The sequence below is a fragment of the Sphingobacterium sp. FBM7-1 genome (assembly GCF_020687765.1).
Classification (GTDB): domain Bacteria; phylum Bacteroidota; class Bacteroidia; order Sphingobacteriales; family Sphingobacteriaceae; genus Sphingobacterium.
The window spans coordinates 593124-611417 of the sequence record NZ_JAJEWJ010000001.1 but is presented as its reverse complement, the minus strand read 5'-3'; the positions used below and the strand labels follow the sequence as shown (position 1 = coordinate 611417).

Sequence of the window (18294 nt, the reverse complement as noted above, 5' to 3'; positions counted from 1 at the left end):
TATGATACCAGTAGAGTTACAAGTACAATTTTATAGATGGCAATTAGTAGAGTTAAGTCGCGAATGGGAATTATATTATAATTCCCATTTACAAACTCTTATTGAACAACATGATTGTGCTCTTGGCGAGTTACAAGGCTTAGACGAACTTAGGGGAAATGTTATTATCCGTTTTCCAGCTGATGTAGCAGTTCGATTAAATTCAATGTATACTATGTATTATTTTTTGGATCAGTCTACAGTAGGACCTCAGCTTAGATTCAAAGAATTTGTGCAAAAAAAAGAAGTCATAAGTACAGGTGAAAATAGTGTTCAATCAATTTATATATTGGATAGTACTAACGACTATGTGGATATTTCTTTTTCTGGAGCACCAGCTGATTATTTTGATAAACTAAAATTGGAGAAACAAAAACGGGCAATTGTAAATGTTTTAATTGGAAAAACGGAACCCCCTTATAGGTATCTAAAACGGTTGGAAAAATTTACAGAAGATAATGCTTCTATTAATTTCTTAGATTTTATACCTACTAAACGGCTAAATCAAAATGCATTTGGCGAAGATAAGGTATTAACTATAATTGACGAACTACAAAAAACGGATGAAATAATTATTCAGGGCCCACCAGGAACAGGTAAATCAACTTTAGTAGCCAATATTCTTGAAAAAATTGCAACTGGTAAAAGAATATGTGTAACTGCTTTGACGAACAAAGCTTTAGTGGAATTAGCTAAGAAATTGAAAGGAAGTTCCATTGAGAATTTGGTGTATAAAACTAATTTATCAATGAATGAGAAAAAAGAACTTTCTTTTCTTCGAATTTTTGATGAAAATTCGGTGCCAGAATCTTTTGTACAGTTGACAACTTATTATAAACTATCTGAAAAAATAGTTCATTTACAATCCAATAATCCAATATTTGATATATTGATAATTGAAGAGGCTTCACAAGCATTTTTCACTACTATACAAGCATTTTCATTATTAGCAAAAAAAGTTATTATCATTGGTGATCCAAATCAGTTGACTCCAATAGTTTTGAATCCAGGGAAAAGATCTGATATACATTTGAAAATTGACAAATTGATTAATGGATTGGAAATTTGGATGCATAAACCAAATAGTTCTTATTATTTACTTGACGAAACTTTTAGATTAAATGAATTTAATACTTGGTTAACGAATTCATTTTATGGTAATCAGTTGAAATCAAAAGGAAGCAAGCCTTTAGATATTATTATTAATGATGATTATTTGCATTTGTTTAATGTACATAACACAACCGCTCTTTGGAAGCTTAATAAGTTTTCAGAAATATATGATTTAAAGGTATTCTTGCCACAAATGAAGGACTTAATACGAAGGCTTTCAGAATCAAATAATGTTGAAATAGCTGTATTGTCGCCTTACAAAGAAGATGTCATGGTATTGCAATTGGGATTGTCCGACCTGTTGGTAAAAAATAAAGGAAAGCTTTTGGTTGAGACGATTGATAGAGTTCAAGGTATGACTGTGGATATTGTATTTACTTTATTAAGAATTGGAAATAGTCCACAGTTTCTGTTTGATAAGAATCGTCTTAATGTATCTACAAGTAGAGCAAGACATTATAATATTATTATTACAGAAAAAAATTTTGAAATCTTTACTTCTAATGTATCTTCAGAAGTAAAAAACTATTTTAATAAATTACTAAGCTGTTAACTTATGAAATTCAACGAAAGTAATACGGTAGAAGCATTTGTCATCAAAGAATTATCGGGGTATGTTTTCAGCGCAGCTTCGGTACTGCAAGAGTCAAGTTTGTCTTATGGTAAACTTTGGCAATATGTAGCGCCACAAGATTTAAAGCGTGGGGTTAACGAGGTGTTGTTGGAAGGCAATTTACATCAAGCCTTACAACGCTTAAATCCTGCTATAGCTGCTAATCCCGCTTTGGCAGACGAAGTGATCTACAAATTGCGTGCGATATTACTTTCGGTAGGGCAAATTGGTTTGGTGCGTGCCAATCAAGCTTTTCAAAAATGGATGTGTGGCGACGAATCTATGCCCTTTGGCGAAAACAATCAGCACATTCCCATTCAACTCATAGATTTTAAGAATTTAGATAATAACGAATACATCATTACCAATCAATTACGCGTTTATGCCCGGGAAACCAAAATACCCGATATTGTTTTATTTGTAAATGGTATTCCAGTGGTTGTAGGTGAACTTAAAACACCTATTCGACCATCGATATCGTGGCTAGACGGTGCTCATGAGATTGTGGAAGTTTATGAAAATTCGATTCCGCAATTGTTTGTGCCTAATATTCTCAATTTTGCTACCGAGGGAAAATCCTTTGGATACGGTGGAATACGTACACCATTGCAATTTTGGGGACCTTGGCGTATGGATCTGGAAGAAGATCGCGTAAGTAAATTTCTGGGGATTGGTGATGTAGCCCTTGAAATGAATGATCTTCTGAAGCCAGCGCGGTTATTAGATATACTCAAGAATTTTAGTTTGTTCAGCACCAACAAAAGAAAACAGCTGATTAAAATTTTGCCACGTTTCCAGCAATACGAAGGAGCTAATAAGATTGTTGAGCGTGTGTTGGACGGAAAGGTTAAGAAGGGATTGATTTGGCATTTTCAGGGATCCGGAAAATCCTTTTTGATGGTTTATGCGGCACAGAAATTAAGAAATACGACGGAATTGAAAAGTCCGACCGTACTTATTTTAGTGGATCGTACAGACTTGGATACACAAATATCGGGTACATTCAATGCGGCAGATATTGCCAATGTCGTGACAACGGAGAGCATAAGCGAATTGCAGCGTTTATTGGAACGTGATACCCGTAAGATTATCGTCTCCATGATTCATAAATTCCGGGATGCCAAACCCAATATGAATACACGCGAAAACATTATAGTACTGGTTGATGAAGCCCATCGTACGCAGGAGGGTGATTTAGGCCGACAGATGCGTGCCGCTTTACCAAATGCATTCTTGTTTGGGCTTACGGGGACGCCGGTCAATCGAGCGGACAAAAATACCTTTTGGGCTTTTGGATCAGAAACGGATAATGGTGGTTATTTATCGCGATATACCTTCCAAGACTCTATTCGGGATGGCGCTACATTACCGTTACACTTTGAACCTCGGCTGGTTGACGTACACTTGAATAAGGAATTATTGGATGAGGCTTTTGAAGCACTCAAATCAGCAGCGGACTTGACAGACGAAGATGCTGATTTACTCAATAAAAAGTCTGCACGTATGGCAGCCTTTCTAAAGGCACCTGAACGTGTAGGCAAAATTGTGGCCGATATAGCTAAACATTTCCGGGAAAAAGTAGAACCTCATGGTTTCAAAGCGATGATCGTAACACCGGATCGATATGCTTGCGTGCAATATAAGGAAGAATTGGACAAGTATTTTCCGGAGGAAGCCAGCAAGGTTGTTATTTCGACCACTGCAAACGATCCGAAGGAGTTTAAAGATAAATGGGCGGTGGATAAATCGCAGCAAGAGAAAGTTGTCGAGGAGTTTAACAAGCCTGAGTCGCCTTTAAAATTCATCATCGTCACAGCAAAGCTTTTGACTGGATTTGATGCGCCTATATTACAGACACTTTATTTGGATAAATCAATCAAGGATGTCACGTTATTGCAGGCCATCTGTCGAACAAACAGGCTATATCCGAATAAGCATTTTGGCAGAATCGTGGATTACTTCGGAATTTTTGATGATGCTGCAAAAGCTCTGCAATTTGATGATAAAACGATGCAATCCATCGTGACGAATCTGAATGAGCTTAAAGACAAATTACCCGGTCTGATGCACAACGCGCTTACTCATTTTGAAGGTATAGACCGCTCTCTGGAGGGGTTTGAAGGTTTGGAAGCGGCTCAAAATGCTATTCGAACGGATGAATTAAAAGACGCGTTTGCGAACGATTTCAAATTGCTGATGAACGTCTGGGAGTCGCTTTCACCCGACCGAGTATTGGATCCTTATCAAGCAGATTATCGTTGGTTGTCGCAGGTATATGCTTCTGTAAAACCAGCCTCGGATCATACCGGTAAATTGCTATGGTTGACTTTAGGTGCTGAGACGACAAGATTGATACACGAAAACATCACCGTCGGAGAGGTACATGATCTGGAAGAATTTGTCTTGGATGCCGACGTAATTGATAATATCTTCAATAACCCAGATCCAAAAGATGCGAAGAAAATTGAAGACATTCTTGTCAATCGGTTTAAAAAGCATGGTGGGAATCCTCAGTTTCGAAAACTGAGTGAACGTCTGGAAGATTTACGAGCAAAAGCCGAGCAAGGTTTAATTACCTCCATCGAGTTTGTTAAAGAACTGTGTAAACTAGCAAAAGATACGCTCCAAGCGGAGAAGGATCACGAAGCGGAATTGTTGGAGAAGACACCACAAGCTGCATTGACAGAATTGTTTATCGAGCTCAAAACGGACCAAACTCCCGCTGTAGTGGAGCGTATCGTTAAAGATATTGATGATATCGTTCGTGTCGTTCGATTTCCGGGCTGGCAGACAACAGCCGCTGGCGAAAGAGAAATACAAAAATCGTTGCGAAAAGCATTGCTAAAATACCAGCTTCATAAGAATGAAATGTTGTTTCAAAGAGCGTATGAGTATATCAAGGAGTATTATTAGGGAGAGCTAACCAATTTAAACGCAACCAATTATGAGTGTATTTATTGATGGAGCGCCGCATATTAATCTTTTCTCAGAGACTGAAGGCAAGCAAGATCTATATGCTAATCAAATAGCTGCTGTTGGGGCAGTCATCGCGCATTTTAGTACAAAGAGTCAACCGGCGTTGGTTACAATGCCGACAGGTACAGGCAAAACGGCTGTGATGATTTTACTTAGTTATGCATTGAAAGGAAAGAAGGTATTGGTTATTACTCCAAGCCAATTAGTTCGTGCGCAAATTGCTAATCAATTTAGAAATCCAGAATTATTAGTTTCAAAATGTATAATTAACAAAGAATACCTGCCTAAAGTTTATGAAGTAATAGGTGAAATCAATGACCCCCTTGAATGGAAAAAGACGTGCGATGAAAATGATGTTATTGTAGGTATTCCAGGAACGTTAACAAAAATACCAACGCCTGCAGATCCAGTTGATAATGTAGAATTTGATCTTTTATTTGTTGATGAAGCTCATCATAGTAGAGCAAGCTCATGGCAGGAGATTTTGAATAGGTATATATCAGCCAAACAAGTTTTATTAACAGCAACACCGTTTAGGAGAGATAAAAAAGATATAAAAGCTAGATTAGTATATAGCTATCCGCTTAAGCAAGCTTATGAAAACAAGTTGTTCAGCAGAATTGACTTTGTTCCCGTGATGACAAATGATCATGACTCTCAGGATGATAAAAATATTGCTATTGCAAAGAAGGCAGCAGAAATTTATAAACAAAGAACAAATGATGAACATAAAATTATCATAAGAACCGATAGTAGGACTGCGGCAAATAAGTTAAATGCAATCTATAAAGAGCACACGGACTTAGTGTTAGAGGTTATACATAGTAAACTATCTGAAAAATTTATTAGGAGCCGTATTTCTAAACTGCGTTCTGGAAAAATTGATGGTGTAATTTGTGTTAATATGATGGGCGAAGGGTATGACTTTCCAGCACTAAAAATAGCAGCGGTTCACGTACCACATAAATCATTGGCCATTACCTTACAATTTGTAGGCAGAATATCTAGAACAAACATCGAAGATGGGAATGTAGCAAAAGTAGTTGCCGGACAACATGAGTTTGAAATAGAATCCTATCAGTTATTTAAAAATGATACTAAAGACTGGTCAATTGTATTGCCTGATTTGCACAAAGCAAAAATTCAAAAAACTGAAGATGAGCAAGATTTTTTTGACTCCTTTGAAGATTTAACAGAACCAACTCCCTTATTTGATTATGATATAGAAGAACTGTTACAGGTAGATAATGACGATTTAAAACCTTTTTTTCATGTAAAGGCATATCAGATAATTCCGCCTGCTGAAAACGCTTTATTTGAAGCCGAAAATGCAGAAGAGCTAATTGATATATCTGTAGAAATAGATTTTAATGGAACAAGCTTATTGAAAAACCCATTAGTTCGTCATCATCAAGTAAGTAACGAATTTGATGTAGCAGTTTTTATAGTTTCTGAATTAAAGACGCCGGCATGGTATCAAAAGGATGATCAACTTAAAGATGTTAAAAATGAATTGGTAATTGTCTATTTTAATAGAGATAATCGATTACTATATATCTGTTCAACAATTAAAGAAAATGAATTATATGAACACATTGTAGAGCAATATTTATTGACGGGTGTCTTACATGATAAAATCCCTCTACCATATCTAAAACGTGTAATGGCTGGTTGGAAGGAAACAAAATTGTATAATGTCGGAATGAAAAGCCGTAAGACAAAAGGGAATACCGAATCTTATAAGAACATTTTAGGGTCTCAAGCGCAGAAAAGTGTTCTTCCAACAGACAAATATAGTTATACAAGGGGGCATTCATTTGGAGGAGGTTTTGAGCCGTTGTTAGGTAAAGAGATGATGGTTGGGATAAGTCCTGCATCTAAAATCTGGACTTTAGAAGATAATAAGATTAAATACCTAACCGGATGGTTAGACTTTTTAAGTAAAAAAATCGGTGATCCAGAGATGGATAATCTACATGCTCCATTATCAGAGCTTGATAGTGGAAAAGTTGTAGATCAATTTGCAGATAAGGAAGTTTTCTTTGCAGATTGGGCGCCAGGTTTTTATCATAAATTAACTTCGGTATACTTCCTGAATGAACATGGTGAACCAGCAGAATCTGCACTTGTTTGTTCTTGTGATATCCACGTTATTGAAAAGCTTAAAGATTTAATTTGTCTGCAAATTTCAAAAAATGATCATCATGCGAAGATTTACTATTCTTTAAAGCCTAAGATTTGTTTTAATTATCATCCAGAAACAGAACATACATTAGCGATTAAAAGAGGTGAAAGTTTTACTACAGATAAAGCATTTCTTACGCTTTTAGCCGAAGACCCTATTCATTTGTATTATGAGGATTTATCTAAACAAGACGGACGAGTTTTCTACGAGTTTGGAAAAGAAATTGGAACTATAGAGGAAAAAAAACTAATTAGACATAATTGGCCTAAAGAAGTTAATTTAAAAAAGGAATTTTTTTCAAGGGATGATATTGAGAGAAATAAGTTACAAAATGATAACAGAATTTCAATTCATGAATATATAATTGAGGAAGCTAAGAAAATATATGATGTTGTGTTTTATGATCATGGCTCACTAGAAATAGCTGATGTTATTGGTTTTAAAAAAGGGAAGGTGCAGTTTTTTCATTGTAAAAAACAAAGCGGAGAAGTCCCAAATTGCAGCATAAATGATAATTATGAAGTGGCAGGACAAGCTACTAAATCGGTGAATTGGGCAAATAGGAAATTGTTATTAAATCAAATTTATGAAAGAGCTGATAAAAATGACAGTCATAGGAAGCTAAAAAAAGGAACACTTGATGAAATAAAGGAAATCTTAGGTGCATTTACAAGCCCAGTTATACCGGTTGAAATAACTATTGTTCAGCCAGGTTTAAAGACGAAGAATTTATCAGTTCAACAAGAAGAAGCATTTAAGCGCATAAAAATTTTACTTTCGAGTAGTGAAGCGTTTCTAAAAGATGTTAGCTCATGTGAATTGAGTGTATGGACTTCATAAATTGATTTTAAGTTCTACTTTAATAACTGTATTTATGATTTTTGTGTCGATAGTCATTCCTAAACAGATGGTTGCATATATGTTCTGAGTAGGAATAAAAGCAATCTTCATCGAAAAATTACTGCATACCAAGATTTGAATGTAACATGGTTTGTATGCAATCTGTACTTTTTTAAATTTAATCACCTGTAAATCAATAGATAACATTTTTTGTATCGGGAAGTAGTTGCATAAGGCAGAAACATATAGAGGTTGTTGTTAATTTTAATATCCAACCACGGTGGTCAAGCGATGAGGGCTGTTCAGTCAAAAAATTGGTCACTGGTGGTTTTAATCTTAATGCTAAAGTGATTCTTAGGGAGGGTAAATTAATTTTTTAGTTCTATTGAGCCGATTATTTCCTTTAATCGGCTCAAATTTTTGCTATATTTGAGTTGAATGTTTATTTGAATCGGCTCAATATGTATAATTGGCAATATAAAGACTGGCCTAATTTTAGGTTTACGCTTGAAAATCTTCAAACGATCTCCATTTCTTTTGCTGAAGAGTTGGGGGTGGTAAATGGTTTAATTACAGGTTTGAATGATGATTTGAAGCAGGAAACTATTATTGAGATTCTTATTTCTGAAGCAATTAAATCCTCTGAAATTGAAGGAGAATATATGAGCCGTATCGATATGATGTCCTCCATCAAACGTAATTTAGGTTTGCGATCAGATATTAAAGTTACGGATAAACGTGTAGCGGGTATGGCAAGATTAATGACCGAGGTTCGAGAGTCATACCTTAATGATTTGTCTCTTGACATGATTTTGAACTGGCATAAAATTTTGATGGAATCATTTTTGACGATAAATGCGGGACAATGGCGTGAGGGATCAGAACCTATGCAAGTTGTTTCTGGAGCTTATGGACGTGAAGTGGTGCATTATGAAGCGCCTCCTTCAGAAATTGTAGCTCAAGAAATGCAGACTTTTATACATTGGTTTAGTAATGATAATTTAAGTCATTTAGATAAGATCAGTAAAGCCATCGTCAAATCAGCTATCGTACATCTATATTTTGAAAGTATTCATCCTTTTGAGGATGGTAATGGTAGAATCGGTAGAGCATTAGCCGAATATACATTGTCACATACGTTGCAAAGTCCAGTATTGTTATCGATATCCAAAGTTATAGAAAAGGATAAGAATCAATACTATGACGCTTTGAAAGCTGCACAATCTACATTGGATATTACAGATTGGATCCTTTATTTCGGAAAGGTAATTTTAACAGCTCAAATAGAAGCAAAGCAGTTGGTTGAATTTACGGTGAAGAAGGTTAAGTATTTTGATAGTTTCAAGCAATTATTGAACGAAAGACAACAGAAAGTGATTAATCGCATGTTCGATGCTGGTGTGGAGGGTTTTCAAGGCGGCATGACTGCAAAAAAATATATGGCTATTGCCAAAACATCTAAAGCTACAGCAACGCGTGATTTACAACATTTGAATGAAATAGGTGCATTACAAGTTTTAGGAGCAGGACGTTCAGTTCGACATGAATTAGTGTTTTAAGTTTGAAAAAACCTGTTTATGATTAATCTAGACCAATTATTACAAGGGGTACATGCTGTAACAAAGATGAACTGGTCGCAAATTGCGACCGGTTCGAATCGTTAAAACATTCCGCTGTAAATCCGTATGCTTTTACCGAGCAGGGTGTAGCGATGCTGTCTGCGGTCTTACGAAGTGATATTGCTGTAAAAGTCAGCATCCAAATTATGAATGCTTTTGTAGAATTAAGGAAATTAGTTGGTCAGGAAACGCTTCAGCATTTACGTCTTTCAGGTATTGAAAACAAATTGATAGAACATGATCAAAAATTCAACAAGCTCTTTTCGGCATTAGAAAATAATGAACTGCCACAACGTGGAGTGTATTTTGACGGCCAAGTTTTCGACGCATATACATTCGTAAGCGACATTATTAAAAGTGCCAAAACATCCATTATTCTAATCGATAATTATGTAGACGATAGTACTTAACCTTATTCACTAAACGTAAGAAAAACGTATCGGTTCGTATATACACTGCTGGTACTTGGACTTGGCGACCCAGTAACCCACGGTCGCAACGTTGATCCCGTGCAATAGGCCAAATGCTTTTTGGGTCAATCCGCTCGCTTTCCAATCCTCAACCATCGAAAGCATCCTCTCTCTTTTTTCTTCTGTGCTCATGACACAAAGATCCGCCTCGTATTCAGACTAAGCAATATGCACTTGGTCGGGCGGATACCCTTTTTTTAGAGGATTGAGAAGGGGCTTAAACTTAGACAATGCAGACGAATCACATGTTGTTTTTGATTAAGTAGTCGGGTCTGGCAATTACTTATTTATTGCCGCATGTACGTCCCATTGATATAGGGGCCTACGGAGCCTTCCGCTCCAAAAGAACTTATGTCTGAGAAGCCTTTTAATACAATTGTGTCACCGTCATCAGAGAAAGTTACTGTTCCTTTTTTTTCACTAACAGTAAGTGTATTCCCTTTATGCACATATTTAAGTTCGCTCGGCATATAAGGTTTATGTCTCCATATTACGACACCATTGTTCTTAAAATCGAGACCATAACGAGTAGTGCCCTCCATTAACCATCCTCCGATTAGACTATATTCTTCTTCAATCTCGGTCTCTTCATTTTTTGGTTTTATATCGTTGCTAGACTCACACCCAGTTAGTAAAAATACCGAGTAAAACAAAATTGGTAATAATTTTAAATACGAATATTTCATAACAGTTTTAAGTATAGTTGTTTGAATTTGCCAAAGATACAAAAAAGCAGAGGAGTATAAATTTGTCGTTTTTACTTCCGTGGTTTTTTAAAAGCCATTTTCGATCTTAAAGAAACATGGCCTTTTGTGACGGTTTTATCATGAGGAATGTTCTCGGGTTTTTCCAAAGAAAGACAGTCACAAACGGGTTCAAAAAACGGTTGTTATTTCAAACGACGTGTAATTCTGGACAGCTATTCGAAAGTAGATATACTGTTTTTGTTGTAACAAATATTTACAAAATTTGTTACAACATCGTTAACAATATATTCAGTTATTAGGAGATCCAAAGGAGGGAAAAAGAACGTTGATTAGCGGGTTCAACGTTCAAGACCTTTGTAGGTTCCCTACCAAGGGTAAAGAATAGCACAAAGATATCACATATAGTAGATGAATCAAAAAGTTCGAAAAATTACTACATACCGAGATTTGAATGTAACATAGAGATATTGAAATGCTGTTAGTTTTTGGGATGAAATAACTATCTTTGTAAAAGATTATTAACTTTAATTTTAATTTTTATGAGATTGCTTTATTGCTACATTTTTATCGCATTTTTTCTTATTAGTGGATGCGGTAAAGATACATCTAAACCAGATAATACAGGTAAAACTTTAAGTGCGACATATACCTTTGCTACAGCTGGTCAAACTGACGGAGGTTATTTTGATAACTCAAGAAAAGAGCAAAGGGGATTTACTATCAATGCTTCAAAAAGCTTTTCAGATAACGTAAGAGTTGGTGATGAAATAAGACTTTTTATGAATAGGCAGTCAATATCAAGTATAGGTAATTTTCAAATAAGATTATCAATAAATGGTAAATTTATACAAGAGGTAGATGGTAATGATAAATTAAATATTCAACTACTCTATCGAGTTACTGATAAAGATTTTCAATAGTCAATTGTCAAGCTTACTTAATTGTAGGCTTTTTTTATGCTGATATCGGTATTAATTTAGCTGGTTTATTTATTGGATAATATATTCTTTACTTATTGTCGGATATTTCGTATTTTTATTTAACGTTATTTATACGCTAAAAGTGCATTTTTTAACCAATATGATGCTTCCATAATGCGATGAATTGTAAGTGGTTGATAATCAACTTATATTAGAATTTGCATCGACAAGTAAATCATGAAAGAACAAGAAAAACAAGAAGACTATACTTTTTGGACCAGATATAAACGATATGCCGCAAATGAGATTTTGCTGTATGCGATTATGGTCATTGGCATTATACTCGGTATCATTGTGTTTTCGTAGGAGATAGAAAACGGTATATTTACTTTATAACCGGTCCGGCTTCAGCTATTATTTGTCACAAATATTGACAGAATTTACGACGGCATCAATAATCTTTAAGGCAAAACAAGGCCAATTAAAAAGCCGCAATCCTCTTACAAGAACTGCGGCTTTCATTTGGCTTGTCACCTAAATTTATGATGCTTGGTTTGCACGAATAATATTCAACGCGCCACCAGCTTTAAACCACTCAATCTGCTGTGCATTATACGTATGGTTTGCTAAGATGCTCTCTTGCGTGCCGTCCGCGTGATTTAACACAATTGTCAATGGTTTTCCAGGAGCGAACTCCGTTAAGCCAACGATGTCGATGGTATCATTCTCTTGGATTTTGTCGTAATCATCTTTGTCATGAAACGTTAAACCCAACATACCTTGTTTTTTCAAGTTGGTTTCGTGGATACGAGCAAACGATTTTACTAACACCGCACGTACGCCTAAATGACGAGGTTCCATGGCAGCGTGTTCACGAGAAGAGCCCTCACCGTAGTTTTCATCGCCGACAACGATCGAACCAATGCCAGCTGCTTTGTAAGCACGCTGCGTCGCAGGTACCGCTCCATATTCGCCTGTCAACTGATTTTTAACAAAATCTGTTTTATCGTTAAAGTAGTTAACCGCACCGATCAACATGTTATTGGAAATATTATCCAAATGACCTCTATATTTCAACCAAGGACCTGCCATCGAAATGTGATCGGTTGTACATTTACCTTTGGCTTTTATCAAAAGTTTCAATCCACGGAGATCTGTTTTTTCCCATGCTGAGAATGGCTCTAATAACTGAAGACGATCAGAGGTGGGCGATACATCTACGGTTACGCTAGATCCGTCTGCTGCTGGCGCCTGATATCCAGGGTCTTCCACATCAAAACCTTTTGCTGGCAATTCATCCCCTGTAGGTGGATCCAATTTTACCTGCTCACCGTTTTTATTGATCAAGGTGTCTGTAACAGGGTTGAAGCCTAAGTTACCCGAAATTGCAATGGCAGCAACCATCTCAGGAGAGGTTACAAATGCAAAGGTATTGGGGTTACCATCCGCACGCTTCGCGAAGTTTCTATTGAACGAGTGAACGATCGTATTTTTTTCTTGTTTATCTGCACCCGCACGATCCCACATACCGATACAAGGACCACAAGCATTCGTAAAGATCGTTGCGTTCAAGTCTTCAAACGTTTTCAAGAAACCATCACGATCCGCGGTGTAGCGCACCTGCTCCGAACCCGGGTTGATACCGAACTCGGCTTTTGTTTCCAGCCCTTTATCGATGGCTTGCTTGGCAATAGAAGCAGCACGAGATAAATCTTCGTAAGAAGAGTTCGTACAAGAACCAATCAATCCCCATTCTACTTTTAGTGGCCAGCCATTCTTCTCAGCTTCTTCACGCATGCGCGAAACTGGTGTATACAAATCTGGCGTGAACGGACCATTCAAAGAAGGTTCTAACTCCGATAAGTTGATTTCGATTAATTGATCAAAATATTGCTCTGGATTTGCGTAAACCTCAGCGTCTGCTGTCAAGTGGTGTTTGATCGCATTTGCAGCATCTGCTACATCCGCACGCCCAGTAGCTCTTAAATAACGCTCCATGGATTCGTCATAACCAAATGTCGATGTTGTCGCGCCGATTTCCGCACCCATGTTACAAATCGTACCTTTACCTGTACAGGAAAGTGATTCTGCACCTTCGCCAAAATATTCAACGATTGCGCCTGTACCACCTTTTACCGTTAAGATACCAGCAACTTTCAAGATAACATCCTTAGGAGCTACCCATCCCGATAGTTTACCGGTTAATTTCACACCGATCAATTTCGGGAATTTTAGTTCCCATGGTAAACCAGCCATCACATCACAAGCATCTGCACCACCAACACCGATAGCCACCATACCTAAACCACCGGCATTCACTGTATGAGAATCCGTTCCGATCATCATTCCGCCCGGAAAAGCATAGTTTTCTAAAACAACTTGGTGGATAATACCTGCGCCTGGTTTCCAGAAGCCTATTCCATATTTATTAGAAACGGAAGATAAGAAGTTAAATACTTCCGAACTTTCGTTTTTTGCACGTGTCAAATCTTGCTCAGCACCATCTCTCGCCTGGATCAAGTGATCACAGTGAACGGTAGAAGGTACAGCTACTTTAGGACGCCCAGCTTGCATAAACTGCAACAAAGCCATCTGTGCCGTAGCATCTTGCATAGCAACCCGATCGGGAGCAAAATCTACGTATGAAGCACCGCGCTCATAAGCTTCGCTTGCATTTCCTGCCCACAAGTGAGCATATAAAATTTTCTCTGATAGTGTCAAAGGCTTATTTACCACCTGACGTGCCGCAGCGATGCGCGCGTCATACTGGCTATAAACCTTCTTAATCATTTCTATATCAAAAGCCATTTATTTAATTAATTATTTGATGTACTTTATTATAATTAAATCAGTTGCCTGATTTTTCAATCAGAGCAAAAATACAAAAAGAATAGGTTTAAAACAGCTTTAAACCTGTCTAACTCCTAATTTGGAATAAATCCAAACAAGTTAGGCGTGCTTCGTCATTGGCGACACATTTTTCAACAGCCGAACAGCCTCTACGGGATCTTGAGCCGCAAAAACGCTGCTTCCTGCCACTAAAATATCCGCCCCCGCTTCCAATAGTCGGGCAGCATTGTGTGTGCCAACTCCGCCATCTATTTCAATCATTAAACTATCGTTTATCCCTGCCGACAATGCCCGAAGTTCTTTGATCTTCGCGTACGTCTGTTCGATAAACTTTTGCCCGCCGAAACCCGGGTTGACCGACATAATACATACCAGGTCAATATCCTGAATAATATCCTTCAGCAAACCCACCGGTGTATGCGGGTTTAAAGCCACGCCGGCTTTGCATCCCAGTTCTTTAATAGCGGCCAGCGTACGATGGAGATGCGTGCAAGCCTCGTAATGTACGGTGATCACGGAAGCGCCGGAATCTTTACATTGTTTTAGATAGCGATCTGGATCGACAATCATCAAATGTACGTCCAACGGCTTAGCTGCATGTTTAGCGATAGCTTGCATAACGGGGAAACCAAAAGAGATATTGGGAACGAAAACACCGTCCATAATATCAATGTGAAACCAATCTGCTTCACTATTATTGACGACTTGAATATCCTCATAGAGTCTCGCAAAATCAGCCGCCAAAACAGACGGAGCTATCAGGTGATTTGTTATAGACATGTTGTTGTGTTTTTTGCAAAGATACAGAAGTTTATGATGCGTTTTGTTTATTTTTAGAAGTCTACACGAGTCTGTTAAAAAATTAGGTTCGTGAATTCAACGCATTTTATTTAGGTTTGTTTAAAACTATAAAAGAGCATCAAAACAATAAGCAAGTGGCTAAACTCAAGATCAACTACCTTCGTGATAAGCATCAAAACAATTCTTTGATAGTGAAAGCTGCCATGATTATTTTGGCAATTGTATTGATTTGTATTTTCCTGCCTAAACAGCCGCGTTTTCGATACGAGTTTGAGAAAGGGAAGGTATGGAATCACGAGAATCTCGTATCTCCCTATAACTTTGCTATTTTAAAAACGCAGGAGGAGTTAAATAAGGATAAGGAGCAGATTCTGCGAACGGTACAGCCGATCTACAATTTAAACGCGACTGTCAGCAAAGAACAAATTGACCAGTTTAACATAGACATCGGGGAGAAGTGGGAGATAGCCCATATGGATTCGGTATCCGCTCAGGATAAAGAAACCTACAGGGCTGTCGGCAATGCACTGCTCAATTATATTTACAATCGGGGGGTTATTTCCCTCAATAATCGCTATCAAAACAAGGGGTTGGATGCCGAGGAGGTCGATCAATCACAAAGTGAATATAATTTCACGCTGTTACAGGACAATGTGGCGCAGCAAAAAAATACAGCTGATATTTTTACCATCGAATCAGCCAACGACTATGTGGAAAGTAATCTTTCTCGAAATAACAAAATTGATCAAAAGACCTGGCTAGCGGAAACGCTTAAAAATTACGTCACGATCAATTATATATTTAATGAGAATCTCACGAACAAAGCGGAACAGAATGCCTTGGCCAATATTTCAAGTACACGCGGAATGGTACAAAAGGGGGAGCTTGTTGCGGAGAAAGATAAAATTATCAGTAACGAGACCTATCAAAAACTTGCATCCTTACGCAAAGTGTTTGAAGATGAGGCGCGAATCAGCGGCAATCAAGGGTATGTCACGCTTGGCCAATTCGTGGTCATTTCGATGTGTGTATCCCTGCTCATGGTATTCCTATACTTCTTTAGATCCACTATTTTTGAAAGCAACAGGCTGCTCTTTATCATCTTGATCGTAATTATATGTATGTTGGGCGTGCTTTCTTGGGCCATCAACATGAAGATCCCGAACCTCTACTATATCCCATATTGTAGCGTTCCCATTATCTTTCGGGTATTGTTTGATACCCGCGTCGCACTCAATATCCACCTGTTGATGGTTTTGTTGGCTGCGCTCTTTGTACCGAATAGTTTTGAGTTTGTGTTTTTGCAATTTATGACCGGAATGGTTGCGATCTATAGTATCCGAACCTTAGTTAAAAGGGAGCAATTCTTAGTCTCATCACTTATCATATTAGCCACCTATATCATTGCATATGTCGGTTTGGTTTTGACACGTAACGGTTCTATCAGTACCATTTATTGGACAGATATTGTTCCTTTTATTGTAAGCGTAGGCTTGACGCTTTTAGCTTACCCCTTAATATATGCATTCGAACGCTTGTTTGGTATTGTTTCCGATCTTACACTGATGGAGTTGACCAATAGTAACTCCCGCTTATTAAGGGAGTTATCGCTTAAAGCGCCCGGCACTTTTCAGCACTCCCTACAGGTGGCGAATCTGGCAGAGGCAGCTATTTATAAGATAGGCGGAAATCCCTTGCTTATTCGGGCAGGAGCATTATATCACGATATCGGTAAGATGTCCAATCCCCGCTTTTTTATCGAGAATCAGAAAACCGAAGCCAATCCCCATGAGGAACTTACGCCGGAGCAATCCGCCCAAATCATCATCTCGCATGTGCATAAGGGCATGGAAATGGCACGGAAAAACCAGCTCCCCGAGGTGATTATCGACTTCATACGCACCCACCACGGCACCACAAAAGTCGATTACTTTTACAATATGGCCGTCAAGAACAATCCGGATAAATTGATAGACGAAAATTTGTTTCGCTATCCCGGACCAGTTCCCTTCTCTAAGGAAACGGCCGTGCTGATGATCGCCGATTCGGTAGAAGCGGCCTCCCGTGCGCTAAAAGAGCATACAGAAGAATCCGTCAATAATCTTGTCGATAAAATCGTGGAGTATAAAATAACCCAGCGCCAGTTCATTAATTCAGATATCACGATGCGCGATATCATGGAGGTTTCAGACATTTTCAAGTCCATGTTGAAGAGCATCTACCATGTACGGATTGACTATGATGTCAACAAGAAAACGGTCGTTTCGACAGGTGATATAAAAAATTAAATTGAGCCTCAGATGTTTATTGGTTTTTGATAAAAAAACGATTTTAAAGCTTTGCGGATTAAAATATTTGCGTTATGTTTGCACTACTCAAATGAGGAGAGGTGCCTGAGTGGCCGAAAGGAACAGTTTGCTAAACTGTCGTACTGGAAACGGTACCGCGGGTTCGAATCCCGCTCTCTCCGCAGAAGCTTCAATCTAAAGGTTGGAGCTTTTTTTTATTGCTAAGTTTTGCTGCCCTGCTCGCGGCGGGATGAGAACCCGCAGGGTTCGATCCGAAGAAGGTTCAGGGCTTTGGTTGGGGGGTGTGGGGCTGAACCAATCCCGCTCTCTCCGCGCAAAAGCTTCAATCGAAAGGTTGGAGCTTTTTTTGTTGCTAAGCTTTGTTGCCCTGCTCGCGGCGGGATGAGAACCCGCAGGGTTCGATCCGAAGAAGGTTCAGGGCTTTGGTTGCTTTAAAAAAAATCACTAAACTCTTTCTAAGTTTAAACTTATTATCGTAATATTGCGATGTTAAGGTAAGGATAATGGGGCTTACAAAATCAGAAATATTTACAGACGAACAGAACAAGTTGGCTGTTTTTTTTAAAGCCTTAGGGCATCCGGCAAGAGTTGCCATTCTACAATACATCATCAATCAGAAAGCCTGTATCTGCAATGATTTGGTCGATGAATTGGGATTGGCACAAGCTACAATTTCACAACATTTAAAAGAGTTAAAGAACATGGGCATCATTCAAGGAACAATCGAGGGAAGATCCGTATGCTATTGCATTGATGAAAAACTATGGAAACAAGTCCAAGAGGAGTTTAATACGTTCTTCAATCAAAATGTAAAAGTAACCAGTTGCTGTTCATAATATTTTTTTGAGCCTT

13 protein-coding genes and 1 tRNA gene are annotated in these 18294 nt (G+C 38.0%); 10 read left to right on the top strand and 4 right to left on the bottom strand.

Going from position 1 to position 18294, the window contains the following annotated elements; genetic code table 11:
* Position 1 precedes the first annotated feature (1 nt).
* The 5 genes from LKO28_RS02960 (at position 2) to LKO28_RS02940 (ending at position 9795) form a co-directional block, all read left to right on the top strand.
* Positions 2-1705 carry an AAA domain-containing protein gene (locus LKO28_RS02960; RefSeq protein ID WP_227693211.1) on the top strand — a complete coding sequence of 568 codons (1704 nt, stop codon included), beginning with the start codon at positions 2-4 and terminating at the stop codon, positions 1703-1705.
* Between the two features lie 3 nt (positions 1706-1708).
* Entirely contained in the window at positions 1709-4678 is a 2970-nt protein-coding gene (locus LKO28_RS02955; RefSeq protein WP_227693210.1) for a type I restriction endonuclease subunit R, read from the top strand.
* A 31-nt stretch (positions 4679-4709) separates the two neighbouring features.
* On the top strand, positions 4710-7766 hold the full coding sequence (locus LKO28_RS02950) for a DEAD/DEAH box helicase (protein WP_227693209.1): 3057 nt from the start codon (positions 4710-4712) through the stop codon (positions 7764-7766).
* A gap of 461 nt (positions 7767-8227) precedes the next feature.
* The gene (locus LKO28_RS02945; RefSeq protein WP_227693208.1) at positions 8228-9325 is read left to right on the top strand and encodes a Fic family protein; all 1098 of its coding nucleotides are present in this window, start codon (positions 8228-8230) and stop codon (positions 9323-9325) included.
* Between the two features lie 152 nt (positions 9326-9477).
* Positions 9478-9795, top strand: coding sequence for a hypothetical protein (locus LKO28_RS02940; RefSeq protein ID WP_317206600.1), 318 nt, complete (start codon positions 9478-9480; stop codon positions 9793-9795).
* Positions 9796-9804: 9 nt separating this feature from the next.
* Here LKO28_RS02940 and tnpA read toward each other — a convergent pair whose 3' ends face one another.
* Entirely contained in the window at positions 9805-9987 is a 183-nt protein-coding gene (tnpA, locus tag LKO28_RS02935; RefSeq protein ID WP_227693546.1) for an IS66 family insertion sequence element accessory protein TnpA, read from the bottom strand.
* A gap of 155 nt (positions 9988-10142) precedes the next feature.
* Positions 10143-10508, bottom strand: coding sequence for a hypothetical protein (locus LKO28_RS02930; RefSeq protein WP_227693207.1), 366 nt, complete (start codon positions 10506-10508; stop codon positions 10143-10145).
* A gap of 593 nt (positions 10509-11101) precedes the next feature.
* On the opposite strand from LKO28_RS02930, the gene LKO28_RS02925 reads away from it, so the two are divergent.
* Both LKO28_RS02925 and LKO28_RS15405 read left to right on the top strand, forming a co-directional pair.
* A complete protein-coding gene (locus LKO28_RS02925) occupies positions 11102-11482 on the top strand; it encodes a hypothetical protein (RefSeq protein WP_227693206.1) in 381 nt (126 codons plus the stop codon).
* Between the two features lie 237 nt (positions 11483-11719).
* A complete protein-coding gene (locus LKO28_RS15405) occupies positions 11720-11848 on the top strand; it encodes a hypothetical protein (protein WP_262905969.1) in 129 nt (42 codons plus the stop codon).
* Positions 11849-12022: 174 nt separating this feature from the next.
* On the opposite strand, the gene LKO28_RS02920 is transcribed toward LKO28_RS15405, so the two are convergent.
* Together LKO28_RS02920 and rpe are read right to left on the bottom strand one after the other, a co-directional pair.
* Positions 12023-14290: an aconitate hydratase gene (locus LKO28_RS02920; RefSeq protein ID WP_227693205.1), complete on the bottom strand. Its 2268-nt coding sequence runs from the start codon at positions 14288-14290 to the stop codon at positions 12023-12025.
* Positions 14291-14431: 141 nt separating this feature from the next.
* Entirely contained in the window at positions 14432-15112 is a 681-nt protein-coding gene (gene rpe, locus LKO28_RS02915) for a ribulose-phosphate 3-epimerase (RefSeq protein ID WP_227693204.1), read from the bottom strand.
* 155 nt (positions 15113-15267) lie between these two features.
* Here rpe and LKO28_RS02910 point away from each other — a divergent pair, with 155 nt between their 5' ends.
* The 3 genes from LKO28_RS02910 to LKO28_RS02900 all read left to right on the top strand — a co-directional run bounded on the left by LKO28_RS02910 (position 15268) and on the right by LKO28_RS02900 (position 18278).
* Positions 15268-17421: an HD family phosphohydrolase gene (locus LKO28_RS02910; protein WP_227693203.1), complete on the top strand. Its 2154-nt coding sequence runs from the start codon at positions 15268-15270 to the stop codon at positions 17419-17421.
* Positions 17422-17516: 95 nt separating this feature from the next.
* Positions 17517-17603, top strand: a tRNA-Ser gene (locus LKO28_RS02905).
* Between the two features lie 342 nt (positions 17604-17945).
* Entirely contained in the window at positions 17946-18278 is a 333-nt protein-coding gene (locus LKO28_RS02900) for an ArsR/SmtB family transcription factor (RefSeq protein ID WP_227693202.1), read from the top strand.
* Positions 18279-18294 lie beyond the last annotated feature (16 nt).